Source organism: Streptomyces sedi, assembly GCF_006335015.1.
In the GTDB taxonomy this organism is placed as follows: domain Bacteria; phylum Actinomycetota; class Actinomycetes; order Streptomycetales; family Streptomycetaceae; genus Streptomyces; species Streptomyces sedi.
On sequence record NZ_VDGT01000002.1, the window covers coordinates 441,838 to 455,909 of the forward strand.

The 14,072-nt window shown below is 75.2% G+C and carries 1 protein-coding gene (running past one end of the window); it reads left to right on the forward strand.

The window, feature by feature from the left end:
• Positions 1-14,045, forward strand: partial view of a type I polyketide synthase gene (locus tag FH715_RS04720; protein ID WP_139640947.1) — the end only. 15,286 nt of this gene lie to the left of the window's left edge; only the last 14,045 of its 29,331 coding nucleotides appear in the window; the start codon falls outside the window, past its left edge; it ends in the stop codon at positions 14,043-14,045.
• Positions 14,046-14,072 lie beyond the last annotated feature (27 nt).

Below are 14,072 nucleotides of genomic sequence, written 5' to 3' on the forward strand. Positions count from 1 at the left end.
GCTCGGTGAAGTCGAACATCGGCCATGTGCAGGCGGCGGCGGGTGTTGCGGGAATCATCAAGATGGTTCTCGCGATGCGGTACGGGGTGTTGCCGCGCACGTTGCATGTGGATGAGCCGTCGAGTCATGTGGACTGGGCGGCCGGTGCGGTGGAGTTGTTGCGGGAGGAACGGGCTTGGCCGGTGGTCGATCGGCCGTGGCGGGCCGGGGTGTCGTCGTTCGGGTTCAGCGGGACGAACGCGCACACGATCATCGAGCAGGCGCCGGTCGTGGAGTCGGCGGAGCCTGAGCCTGAGCTTGAGTCGGTGGGTGGGGCGGGGTTGTTGCCCTGGGTGCTGTCGGCGCGTGACGGGGAGGCGTTGCGGGGACAGGCTGAGCGGCTCCTTGGTCTGGTGGAAGAACACGCACCCGTGGACGTGGGGCTGTCGTTGGCGACTTCGCGTGCGGCGTTGGAACATCGGGCGGCGATCGTCGCGGAGGATCGGGCGGGGTTCCGTGATGCTCTGGAGGCGTTGGCCGAGGGGCGTCCGAGCGCTGCCGTGACGGTGGGCGTGGCGGACGCACCCGGTCGGGTGGCGTTTCTGTTCTCGGGGCAGGGCGCGCAGCGGCTCGGGATGGGGCGTGAACTGGCGGCCCGTTTCCCGGTGTTCGCCGACGCGTTGCACGAGGCGCTGGGGGAGTTCGATCCCTCGGTCACCGAGGTGCTGTTCGGTGAGGACGAGGATGCGCTGATCGATACGGGGTTCACCCAGCCGGCGCTGTTCGCGGTGGAGGTGGCGCTCTTCCGGCTGTTGGAGTCGTGGGGTGTGCGCGCGGACGTGTTGGCCGGTCACTCGATCGGTGAGTTGGCTGCCGCGCATGTCGCGGGACTGTGGTCGTTGTCGGATGCGGCGCGGGTGGTGGCGGCGCGTGCCGGGTTGATGCAGGCGTTGCCGTCCGGTGGGGCGATGGTCGCGATCCGGGCGACCGAGGACGAGGTGTCGCCGACGCTGAACGGAAATGTCGGGATCGCCGCCGTCAACGGGCCCTCGTCCGTGGTGGTTTCGGGTGCCGAGGCGGATGTGGAGGCGGTCGCCGAGCACTGGCGTGTCGAGGGCCGCAAGGTGACGCGGCTGCGGGTCAGTCACGCGTTCCACTCGCCGCTGATGGACCCGATGTTGGAGGACTTCCGGCGAGTCCTGACCGAGGTCACCTACCGGACGCCCAGCCTGCCGATCGTGTCGACCCTCACCGGGCGGCTGGCGTTCCCGGAGGAGCTGAGCGATCCCGCCTACTGGGTGCGGCACGTGCGCGAGGCGGTGCGTTTCGCCGACGCCGTCAGCCTGTTGGCCGCGGAAGGAGTGGGAACCTTTGTCGAGATAGGCCCGGGCGGGACGCTCTCCGCCCTCGGCCAGGAGTCGGCGCCCGAGGCCACGTTCGTTCCCGCCCTGCGCGCCGACCGGCCGGAGGAGCTGGCCGTGTTGACGGCCCTCGGCGAGGCGCACACGCGGGGCGTGCCCGTGGACTGGTCGGCGTTCTTCGCGGACAGCGGTGCCCGGCGCGTTGATCTGCCGACCTACGCGTTCCGCCACCGGCGGTTCTGGCCCGATGCGTTGCCGCTGGTCGGCGATGTGGCGGCGGCCGGGTTGGGTTCGGCCGAGCATCCGCTGTTGGGCGCGGCGGTCGCGGTCGGTGGCACCGATGGAGTGTTGCTGACGGGCCGGCTGTCCGTTCAGACGCATCCGTGGCTGGCCGATCACGTGATCCAGGGCGTGGTGCTGTTCCCCGGAACCGCCTTCGTCGAGCTGGCGGTGCGGGCCGGTGACCAGGTCGGGTGCGATCTGGTGGAGGAGCTGACGCTGGAGGCGCCGTTGGTGCTTCCGGTGAGTGGCTCGGTGCGGGTGCAGGTGTCGGTGGGGGCGGCGGACGGTTCGGGCCGTCGCGAGTTGGCCTTCCACTCCAGTGAGGGCGATGCGGGCGAGGACGGTCGGGCGTGGACGCGGCACGCGACGGGTGTGGTGCGTGCCGGGGGCCGGGTTGAGGAGCCGGGGCTGGCCGAGTGGCCGCCGGCCGGGGCCGAGGCCGTCGATCTGGGCGGCTTCTACGAGGGGATGGCGGCCGGTGGTTTCGGTTACGGTCCTGCGTTTCGCGGGTTGAGGGCCGCTTGGCGTGCGGGTGGTGAGGTGTTCGCCGAGGTGGCGCTGCCGGAGGGCGTGAAGGCGGAGGGCTTCGGGTTGCATCCGGCGCTGCTGGACGCGGCACTGCACGCTGTCGGACTCACGGGCCACGAGGGTGGGTTGCCGTTCTCTTGGACGGGGGTGCGACTCCACGCGGCCGGGGCGAGCGTGCTGCGGGTGCAGTTGACCCCGTTGGGGGCCGGCGGTGTCTCGCTGGCGGTCGCCGACGGCGCCGGCGCACCCGTCGCCACAGTGGAGACGCTGGTGCTGCGCCCGGCCGCCGTCGAACAGCCGGGCGCAGACGGTCTGTTGGGCGTCGACTGGATCTCTCTGCGCGCGCCGGAGGGTGAGGTGCCGGAGTCGGCCGACGCGACCGTGGCCTCCTGCCCGTCCGGCTCGGGGGCCGATCCGGTCGCCGATGCCCATGCTGCGGCGTACTGGGCGCTGGAGACGGTGCGTAGCTGGTTGGCGGACGAGAACGCGGCCGACGGGCGGTTGCTCGTTGTCACCTCGGGTGCTGTGGCGACCTCCGCCGAGGAAGCGGTGGGGGATGCGGCGCAGGCGGCGGTGTGGGGTTTGGTGCGCTCCGCGCAGTCGGAGAACCCGGACCGGATCGTGCTGCTCGACGTGGATGACCCGACGGCGCTGGACGCCGTGCTGCCGGGCGTGTTGGCCACCGGGGAGCCGCAACTGGCGCTGCGTGGCGGGGAGATACGCGTACCCAGGCTGGTCCGTGTCGACTCCGGGGCGGTCGAGGACCCGGGCTTTGGTGCGGGTGAGGTGTTGGTGACGGGGGCGACGGGCACCCTGGGTGGTCTCGTGGCGCGGCATCTGGTGGCGGAACGAGGCGTCTCGCGCCTGTTGTTGGTGAGCCGGCGCGGTGCTGCCGCCGAGGGTGCGGACGAGCTGCGGGATGAACTGCGGGCGGCGGGTGCCGAGGTGTCCTTCGCGGCCTGTGATGTCTCCGAACGGGCTGCGGTGGCAGCGTTGTTGGCGGAGCGCGAGGTGACGGCCGTGGTGCACACGGCTGGCGTGTTGGATGACGGGACGATCGGTTCTCTTACTCCTGAGCGGATCGACGCGGTCTTCCGGCCGAAGGTGGACGCGGCGTGGCATCTGCACGAGCTGACGCGGGACCGGGAGCTGTCGGCGTTTGTGCTGTTCTCCTCGGTGGCCGGTGTGCTGGGTGGTCCGGGGCAGGGGAACTATGCGGCGGCCAACGCGTTCCTCGACGCGCTGGCGCAGCAGCGGCGGGCCGCTGGGCTGCCCGCCACCTCGCTGGCCTGGGGGCTGTGGGCCAGCGAGGGCGGTATGGCGGGGAGTCTGGGCGCGGGGGACACCCGTCGGATCACGGGTGGTGGGCTGGTTCCCATCGAGCCCGACGAGGGGCTGGCGCTCTTCGACGCGGCCGGTTCGGCCGACCGGGCCGTGCTCGTTCCGCTGCCGCTCGACCTGCCGACCTTGCGCCGGCAGGCCCGCAGCCAGCCCGTGCCGCCGTTGCTGCGTGGTCTGGTGCGGGCGCCGGCGCGCCGTGCGGCTGCCGCCGCTGGTGCCGCCGCCGACGGTTCGGCGTTGGCGCGGTCGTTGGCGGGGTTGACGGAGGCGGAGCGGGGGAAGGCGCTGCTGGAGCTGGTGCGTACGCACGCGGCGACGGTGCTGGGGCACAACTCCGCGCACGCCATCGCCCCCGAGCGTCCGTTCAGGGAACTGGGCTTCGACTCGCTCAGCTCGGTGGAGTTGCGTAACCGTCTCAATGGCGCGACGGAGCTGCGGTTGCCGGCGACGCTGGTTTTCGACTATCCGACGCCCGCCGCGTTGGCGGCGTTCATCGGTTCGGAGTTCGTCGGAGCGCCGGTCGTCGTCGAGCCGAGGCGTGCCACGGCGACGGTGGTGGCGACGGATGAGCCGATCGCCATCGTTGGGATGGCCTGCCGTTATCCGGGCGGGGTGGACTCGCCGGAGGCTCTGTGGCGGTTGGTGCTGGAGGGCACGGACGCCATCAGCGAGTTCCCCACCAACCGAGGCTGGGACCTCGACGCGCTCTACCACCCGGACCCCGACCACACCGGTACCTCGTATGCCCGTGAGGGTGGCTTCCTGCACGACGCGGACCAGTTCGATCCGGCGTTCTTCGGGATCTCGCCTCGTGAGGCCCTGGCGATGGACCCGCAGCAGCGGTTGCTGCTGGAGACGTCCTGGGAGGCGTTCGAGCGTGCCGGGATCGACCCGCACGCGGTGCGCGGCAGCGCGGTCGGGGTCTTCGCCGGCGTGATGTACCACGACTATGTCGCCCGGCTGCGGGAGGTACCGGAGGGCGTCGAGGGGTATCTCGGCTCCGGCGGCGCCGGCAGCATCGCCTCGGGCCGCGTCGCCTACGCCCTGGGCCTGGAGGGTCCGGCGGTCACGGTCGACACCGCCTGCTCCTCGTCGCTGGTCGCCCTGCACTGGGCCGCCCAGGCGCTGAGGTCGGGCGAGTGCTCGATGGCGCTGGCCGGCGGCGTCGCGGTCATGGCGACCCCGGGTACCTTTGTCGACTTCAGCAGGCAGCGCGGACTGTCGGCCGATGGCCGCTGCCGCTCGTTCTCCGACGACGCGGACGGCACCGGCTGGGGCGAGGGCGTCGGGATGCTGCTGGTGGAGCGGCTCTCCGACGCCCGCCGCAACGGCCACCGGGTGCTGGCGGTGATACGGGGCTCGGCGATCAACCAGGACGGTGCGTCCAACGGTCTGACGGCGCCCAACGGTCCTTCCCAACAGCGGGTGATCCGGCGAGCGTTGGAGAGCGCGGGCCTGACCACGGGCGACGTGGACGCGGTGGAGGCGCACGGCACGGGCACCACGTTGGGCGACCCGATCGAGGCGCAGGCGCTGCTCGCGACCTACGGCCAGGACCGTTCCGGGGACGAGCCGCTGTGGCTGGGCTCCATCAAGTCGAACATCGGGCACACCCAGGCCGCCGCCGGCGTCGCCGGAATCATCAAGATGGTGATGGCCATGCGCCATGGCCAGCTGCCCCCGACCCTGCACGTCGGAGAGCCCTCGACCAACGTGGACTGGTCGGCTGGCGACGTGGAGCTGCTCACCGAGGCCCGACCCTGGCCGGCCACGGGGCAGCCGCGCAGGGCGGCCGTCTCGTCCTTCGGCGTGAGCGGGACGAACGCGCACACGATCATCGAGCAGGTTCCGGAGCCGGAGTACGCCCCGGCGCCGGATGGGGGGCTGTTGCCCTGGGTGGTGTCGGCGCGTGGTGAGGCGGGGCTGCGCGACCAGGCCGCGCGGCTGCGCCAACACCTGGACGGGCGGCCCGAGTTGGCGTCCACGGATGTGGCGTTCTCGCTGGCGACGTCTCGGGCGCCGTTCGAGCACCGGGCGGTGGTTCTGGGCGCGGATCGAGCGGCGTTGTGGGACGGGTTGGCGGCGTTGGCGGAGGGGCGGCCGTCGACGGGCGTCTTCAGCGGCACCGTCGCCGCCGGTGGTCTCGGGTTCCTCTTCTCGGGTCAGGGCTCGCAGCGGCTCGGCATGGGCCGCGAACTCGCCGCCCGCTACCCGGTGTTCGCCGACGCGTTGCACGAGGCGCTGGGGCACTTCGATCCGGCGGTCGCCGAGGCGCTGTTCGGTGAGGACGAAGCCGTCCTGAACGAGACGGGGTTCACCCAGCCGGCGCTGTTCGCGGTGGAGGTCGCTCTCTTCCGGCTGTTGGAGTCGTGGGGGGTGCGCGCGGATGTCCTCGCGGGCCACTCGATCGGTGAACTGGCCGCCGCGCATGTGGCCGGTCTGTGGTCGCTGTCGGATGCGGCGCGGGTGGTGGCGGCGCGTGCGGGGTTGATGCAGGCGTTGCCGTCCGGTGGGGCGATGGTCGCGATCCGGGCGACCGAGGACGAGGTGTCGCCGACGCTGAACGGAAACGTCGGCATCGCCGCCGTCAACGGGCCCTCGTCGGTGGTGGTTTCGGGCGACGCGGAAGAGGTGGAGGCGGTCGCCGAGCACTGGCGGGGGCAGGACCGCAAGGTCACGCGGCTGCGGGTCAGTCACGCGTTCCACTCGCCGCTGATGGATCCGATGCTGGAGGACTTCCGCCGGGTCCTCGAAGGGGTCACCTGCGGCACGCCCAGCCTGCCGATCGTGTCGACCCTGACCGGGCGGTCCGTATCGGTCGAGGAGCTGGCCGATCCCGCCTACTGGGTGCGGCACGTCCGGGAGGCGGTGCGTTTCGCCGATGCCGTCACCGCGCTCGCCGACCAGGGCATAGCCACGTTCCTTGAGATTGGTCCGGGTGGGACGCTTTCCGCCCTCGGCCAGGAGTCGGCGCCCGAGGCCGCGTTCATCCCGGCGCTGCGCGCCGACCGGGACGAGGAGTCGGCGCTGCTCGCCGCCCTCGCCCAGGCCCACATCCGTGGCGTCGCCCTCGACTGGCCCGCGTTCTTCCCCGACACCCCCACCCGCGTCGACCTGCCCACCTACGCTTTCCAGCACCAGCGCTACTGGCTGGACGCGCCGGAGGGGTCGGGCACGGCGGGGGCGGTGGATGCCGACGAGGAACGGTTCTGGGCCGCGTTGGAAAGCGCCGCGTCGGAGGGCGAGGAGACGGCGGGGGCGCTGGCCGAGTCGCTGGGGATCACCGACGAGGCGGCGGCCGAGTCGCTGCGTGCGGTGGCACCGGTGCTGTCCTCCTGGCGGCGGGCGAGCCGCGCCAAGTCGGAGGTGGACGGCTGGCGTTACACCGTCGAGTGGCAGCGGGTCGGGGAGCGTGGGGCTGTGTCCGCGTCCGGCCGTTGGCTGCTGGTGGTGCCGCCGGGTGACGAACGGGCCGCCGCACTGGGCGGGTTGCTCGCCGAGCGGGGTCTGGAACTGACGGTGGTCGAGCCCGGGGCGTGGGACCGAGCCGGCCTGGCGGAGGCGCTGCGTGCCGCCGACGCGGCCGGTCCGGGTGCCGAACTCGACGGCGTGCTCTCGTTGTTGGCGTTGGACGAGGCGCCGCACCCGGCGCACCCCGCGGTGCCGAGCGGCGCGGCGGCCACGCTGGCGCTGGTGCAGGCCCTGGGCGACGTGGCGGTGGCGGCGCCGCTGTGGTGCCTGACGGCGGGCGCGGTGGCGGCGGTCGACGGGGACCCGGTGGCCGGTTTCGGCCAGTCGCTGGTGTGGGGCCTCGGGCGGTCCGTCGCGCTGGAACACCCGGACCGCTGGGGCGGGTTGGTGGATCTGCCGGAGGTGTGGGACGGGCCGGTCGCCGACCGGCTGGTGGGGCTGCTGGCCGGTGTGGAGGACGAGGTCGCGGTGCGCGGCGACGCGGTGTTCGCGCGGCGGCTGCGGCGGGCCGGTCGGCCGGCCGCGGGCGGCGAGTGGGTGCCGCGCGGGACGGTGCTGGTGACCGGGGGGCTGGGCGCGTTGGGCGTCAGGACCGCGCGGTGGCTGGCGGAACGGGGCGCCGAGCACCTGGTGTTGGTGAGTCGGCGCGGCCCGGCGGCTGCGGGCGCGGCCGAGGTGGAGGCGGAGCTGGTGGCGCTGGGGGCCAGGGTCACGGTCGCCGCGGTGGATATCGCCGACCGGGACGGGCTGGCCGCGCTGCTGGACCGGCTGGCGGCCGACGGTGACGGGGTGCGGGCGGTGGTGCACGCCGCCGGCGCCGACGACGGGACGCCGGTCGACGCGCTGGACCTGGCCGCGTTCGCGGGCACGGTCACCGGCAAGGTGGCGGGCGCCGCGCATCTGCACGAGCTGCTGGTCGACGCGCCGTTGGACGCGTTTCTCGCCTACTCGTCGATCGCCGGCGTGTGGGGCGGCGGCGGGCAGGGCGCCTACGGCGCGGCCAACGCCTATCTGGACGCGCTGGCCGCGCACCGGGTGGCGCGCGGCCTGCCGGGCACGGCGGTGGCCTGGGGGCCGTGGGACGGCGGCGGGATGGCGGACGCGGAGGCCCGCCGGCAGCTGGCCAGGCGCGGGCTGCCGGCGCTGCCGCCGGAGTCGGCGGTGGGCGCGGTCGGCGACGCGGTGGGCGGCGGCGCGGCCGGAACGGTGCTGGTCAACGTGGACTGGGAGCGTTTCGCGCCGGCGTTCACCGTGGGGCGGCCGAGCCGGCTGCTGGCCGAGCTGCCGGAGGCGCGGGAAGCGGTCGCCGGCGGCCCGGGCGGCGACGGGCCGGGCGAGGGCGCGGAGGGCGCGGCGCTGCGGGCCCGGCTGGCGGGCCTGGACGCGGAGCGGCGGGTCGAGCTGGCGCGTTCGCTGGTGCTGGCGGAGGCGGCGGCCGTCCTGGGGCACGCGTCGGCCGACGCGGTGGACCCCGAACGGGCCTTCCGTGAGCTGGGGTTCGACTCGCTGACCGCCGTCGAGCTGCGGAACCGGCTGGTGGCGGTGTCGGGGCTGACGCTGCCCGCGACGGTGGTCTTCGACTATCCGAGCGCCGGGGCGCTCGCCGACCATCTGCTGGCGGCGGTCCTGGACGAGACGCCGGAGAGCGCGCCGGCGGTGGTGGCGCGAGGGGTCTCCGACGAGCCGATCGCGATCGTGTCGATGGGCTGCCGGTTCCCCGGCGGGGTCGCGTCGGCGGAGGACCTGTGGCGGCTGCTGACCGAGGGCGGCGACGCGGTCTCCGACTTCCCGACCGACCGGGGCTGGGACCTGGCGGCGCTCTACGACCCGGACCCGGCCGCCGCCGGCACCTCGTACACGCGGGTGGGCGCGTTCCTGGACCGGGTGGCCGAGTTCGACGCTGGCTTCTTCGGGCTGTCGCCGCGCGAGGCGCTGGCGATGGACCCGCAGCAGCGGCTGCTGCTGGAGACGTCCTGGGAGGTGTTCGAACGCGCCGGGATCGACCCGGACGGGCTGCGCGGGGAGCGGGTCGGCGTGTTCGTCGGCTCCAACATGCAGGACTACGCGACGGTGTTGGGCGGCGCGGCCGAGGACATCGGCGGGTACGCGGCGACCGGCAGCTCGGCGAGCGTGATGTCGGGCCGCCTCTCCTACACGTTCGGTCTTGAGGGCCCGGCGGTCACCGTCGACACGGCGTGCTCCTCCTCGCTGGTGGCGCTCCACCAGGCGGTGGCCGCGCTGCGGTCGGGGGAGTGCGAGCTGGCGCTGGCCGGCGGGGTGACGGTGATGTCGACGCCGGGCGCGTTCGTCGAGTTCAGCCGGCAGCGCGGGCTGGCGTCGGACGGCCGCTGCAAGGCGTTCGCCGCCGCCGCCGACGGCACCGGCTGGGGCGAGGGCATCGGGATGCTGCTGGTGGAGCGGCTCTCCGACGCGCGGCGCAACGGGCACGAGGTGCTGGCGCTGGTGCGCGGCTCGGCCGTCAACCAGGACGGCGCCTCCAACGGCCTGACCGCGCCCAACGGCCCCTCCCAACAGCGGGTGATCCACCAGGCGTTGGAGAGCGCGGGCCTGACCACGGGCGACGTGGACGCGGTGGAGGCGCACGGCACCGGCACCACGTTGGGCGACCCGATCGAGGCGCAGGCGCTGCTCGCCACCTACGGGCAGGGCAGGGGCGACGGCGAGCCGCTGTGGCTGGGTTCGGTGAAGTCCAACATCGGCCACACCCAGGCCGCCGCCGGCGTCGCCGGCATCATCAAGATGGTGCTGGCCATGCGGCACGGGGTGCTGCCGCGCACGCTCCACGTGGACGAGCCGTCGCCGCACGTCGACTGGTCGGCCGGCGCGATGGAACTGCTCACCGACGAGCGGCCCTGGCCGGCCGTGGACCGGCCCCGCAGGGCGGGCGTCTCCTCGTTCGGGTTCAGCGGCACCAACGCGCACACCATCATCGAGCAGGCCCCCGACGAGCCGGCCCCGGCCGGGGAGCGCGAGGAGCCGACGCCGGAGGCCCTGCCGTGGGTGCTGTCGGCCCGCTCCGCCGAGGCGCTGCGCGAGCGGGCCGCCCGGCTGCTGGCCGCGGTCGCCCCCGCGCCGGAGCACGGCCCCGGGGCGAACGGCGACCACGAACTGGTCGACGTGGCCGAGGCGTTGCGCGCCCGCACCGTCTTCGACCACCGGGCCGTGCTGGTCGGCCGGGACCGGGCGGAGTTGCGGGCCGGGCTGGCCGCGCTCGCCGAGGGGCGCGAGGCGCCGAACCTGGTGACGGGCGTGGCACGTGGACGGGGCGCGGGCGTCGTGTTCGTCTTCCCGGGGCACGGCACGCAGTGGCTCGGCATGGCGCGCGAACTGCTGGACTCCTCACCGGTGTTCCGCGAACGGATGGTGGAGTGCGCGACGGCGCTGGCCGAGTTCGTCGACTGGCCGCTGCTGGACGCCATCGACGATCCGGAGCTGATGGAACGTCTGGACGTCGTCCAGCCCGCGCTGTTCGCGGTGATGGTGTCGCTGGCCGCCACCTGGCGGTCCTGGGGCGTCGAGCCGGCCGCCGTGCTCGGGCACTCGCAGGGCGAGATCGCGGCGGCCTGCGTCGCCGGCGCCCTGTCGCTGCCGGACGCGGCGCGGCTGGTGGTGCTGCGCAGCCGCGCGCTGGCCTCGCTGGCCGGCCGGGGCGGCATGGTCTCCGTCGCGCTCGACGTGGCCGCCGTGCGGGAACTGCTGGCCCGCTGGGAAGGGCGGCTCGCCGTCGGTGTCGTCAACGGGCCCGCCTCCGTGGTGGTCTCCGGCGACGTCGACGCGCTGGAGGAGCTGCTGGCCGACTGCGCGGAGCGCGGCGTGTGGGCGCGGCGGGTCAAGGCGGACTACGCCCCGCACTCCCACCAGGTGGCGTCCGTCGAGGCCGAGTTGCTGGCCGGGCTGGCCGGGGTGACGCCCCGTACCGGCGACGTGCCGTACTACTCGCCGCTGGCCGGCGACTGGTTGGACACCGCCGAGCTGGACGCCGGCTACTGGTACCGGAGTCTGCGGCGGACGGTGGAGTTCGCCGACGCCGTCTCCGCCCTGGCGTCCGCGGGCCACCGCGCGTTCGTCGAGGTCAGCCCGCACTCGGTGCTGGTGGCGGGGCTCGGGGAACTGCTCGGCGACGACGGCGTGGTGACGGGGTCGCTGCGCCGCGGCGACGGCAGCGCACACCGGCTGCTGCTGTCGGCCGGCGGGCTCTTCGCCCGCGGCGGCCGGGTGACCTGGCCGCTGCCGGCGGCGCGGCGGGTGGCGCTGCCGACCTACCCGTTCCAGCGTGAGCGGTTCTGGCCCACCGCGGCGCCGACGGCCGCGGGCGACGTGACGGCCGCCGGCCTGGGCCGGGTGGCGCACCCGGTGCTCGGCGCGGTCACCGAACTCGCCGACTCCGAGGGGCTGGTGTTCAGCGGGCGGCTTTCCGCGCGCAGCCACCCGTGGCTCGCGGACTACCGGGTGCTGGGCTCGGCGGTGCTGCCCGGCGCCGCCTACGTGGACCTGGCGCTGCGCGCCGGCGACCAGGTGGGCTGCGCGGCGCTGGACGAACTGGTGCTGGAGACGCCGCTGGTGCTGCCCGAACGGGACGGTGCGCAGGTGCGGTTGAGCCTGGCCGGCCCCGACGCGGCGGGCCGGCGGGCGTTCACCGTGGACTCCAGGGGCGACCGGGGCGGCGGCTGGACGCGGCACGCCACCGGCACGCTGGCGGCCGAAGCCGCACCCGTCACCGGGGAGTTGGTCGCCTGGCCGCCGGCCGGGGCGGAGCCGGTCGAGCTGGCCGGCCTCTACCCGGCGCTGGCCGCCGCCGGCCTCGACCACGGCCCGGCCTTCCGGGGGCTGCGCGCCGCCTGGCGGAAGGGCGACGAGCTGTTCGCCGAGGTGGAGCTGGCGGACGGCCTCGCGGAGGACGGTTTCGACCTGCACCCCGCGCTGCTGGACGCCGCGCTGCACGCCGCCGCCGGGCACGCGACGCCGGTGGACGGGCTGCCGTTCTCCTGGACCGGGGTGCGGCTGCTGGCGGCCGGCGCGAGGGAGCTGCGGGTGCGGATCACGCCCGTCGGGATGTCCGGGTTCGCGCTGCTCGCCGCCGACGGTGCCGGCCAACCGGTCGTGGCCGTCGACGAGTTGAGCGTGCGGCCGATCTCCGCCGAGCAGCTGGACCTGGCTCGTTCCGCGCACCGGGACGCGCTCTTCGGGGTGGAGTGGGTGCCCATGGCGGACGCCGCGCCCGAACCCGGCCCCTGGGCGGTGCTCGGCGAAGGCGCCGGCCGGCTGGCGCGGGCGCTCACCGCGGCCGGCGCGCCGGTCGGGGAACACCGCGACCTGGCCGCGCTGCTGGCGGCCGTCGAAGGCGGCGCGCCGGCGCCCCGCTGGGTGGCGCTCACCCCCGGCGAGGGCGCCGCGACACCGGCCGAGGCGACCAGGGACACCGTCGCGCTGCTCCAGGCGTGGCTGGCCGAGGACCGTCTCGCCGCGTCCCGGCTGGTGCTGGTGACCAGCGGCGCGGTGGCGGCCGGCCCCGACGAGGACGTGCCGGACCTGGTGCGGGCGCCCGTGTGGGGGCTGGTGCGGTCCGCGCAGTCGGAGCACCCTGACCGGTTCACGCTGGTCGATGTCGACGACGCCGACCGGTCGCCGCGCGCGCTGCCCACCGTGGTGGCGGCCGGCGAGCCGCAGGCCGCGGTCCGCGGCGGCGCCGTCGCCGTGCCGCGGCTGGCCCGGCTGGCCGTGCCGGCCGACGCGCCGGCGCCGTTCGCGCCCGAGGGCGCGGTGCTGGTGACCGGCGGCCTGGGCACGCTGGGCGGGCTGACCGCGCGGCACCTGGTGGCCAGGCACGGCGTGCGGGAGCTGGTGCTGGCCGGCCGGCGCGGCCCGGCGACGCCGGGCGCCGACGCGCTGTGCCGGGAACTGACCGAGCTGGGCGCCCGGGTCACCGCCGTCGCCTGCGACCTGGGCGACCGGGAAGCGGCGGCCGAACTCCTCGCCGCGCACCCGGTGAAGGCGGTGGTGCACACGGCGGGCGTGTTGGACGACGCGGTGCTGGAGTCCCTGACGCCTGAGCAGGTCGACGCGGTGTTCCGCCCCAAGGCCGAAGCGGCGCGGCACCTGCACGAGCTGACCGCCGCGTCGGGGCTGACGGCGTTCGTGCTGTTCTCGGCGGCGGCCGGCACCTTCGGCGGCCCGGGGCAGGGCAACTACGCGGCTGCCAACGCGTATCTCGACGCGCTGGCCCAGCACCGCCGCGCCGCCGGGCTGCCCGCCACCTCGCTGGCCTGGGGCCTGTGGGCGGAGGCCAGCGGCCTCACCGAGCATCTCGCCGACGCCGACCTGCGGCGGCTGGCGCGCGGCGGGGTGCTGCCGCTGGCGTCCGAGGACGGCATGGCGCTCTTCGACGCGGCGCGCGCCACCGGCGCCGCGACGGCCGTGCCGGCCGCGCTGGACCTGGCGGCGCTGCGCGCCCACCCGGACCGGGTGCCGCCGCTGCTGCGCGGCCTGGTGCCGGCGCCGGCCCGCCGCTCCGCGCGGTCCGGCGGGGACGCCGGGGCGGTGCCGCTGGCCCAGCGGCTCGCCGACCTGACGGAGGCCGAGCAGCACCGGGCGCTGGTCCGGCTGGTCCGCGGCCACACGGCGGCGGTGCTGGGCTTCGCCGGGCCGGAGGCCGTCGACCCCGACCGGGCGTTCAAGGAGCTGGGGTTCGACTCGCTGACCGCCGTCGAGCTGCGCAACCGGCTGGACGCGGAGGCCGGTTCGCGGCTGCCGGCGACGCTGGTCTTCGACCACCCCAGCCCGGCGGCGCTCGCCGCGCACCTGCGGGCCACCGTGCTGGCCGACCCGGTCACGCCGGCCGCCGAGGTGCTGGGCGAGCTGAACCGGCTGACCGTCTCCATCGCCAAGCTCGACCCGGACGACGCGCTGGCCGGCGACATCCGGCTGCGCCTGCGGTCGCTGCTGACCGCCTGGGACGGCGGGGCGCCCGACGGCAGGACGCCGGACGGCGCGGCGGACGACCTGAGCGGCGCCGCCACGCTCGACGACGTCTTCCAGATCATCGACGGCGAACTCGACTCCTGACCCGCGGCGCGGACGCCGACCCGGACG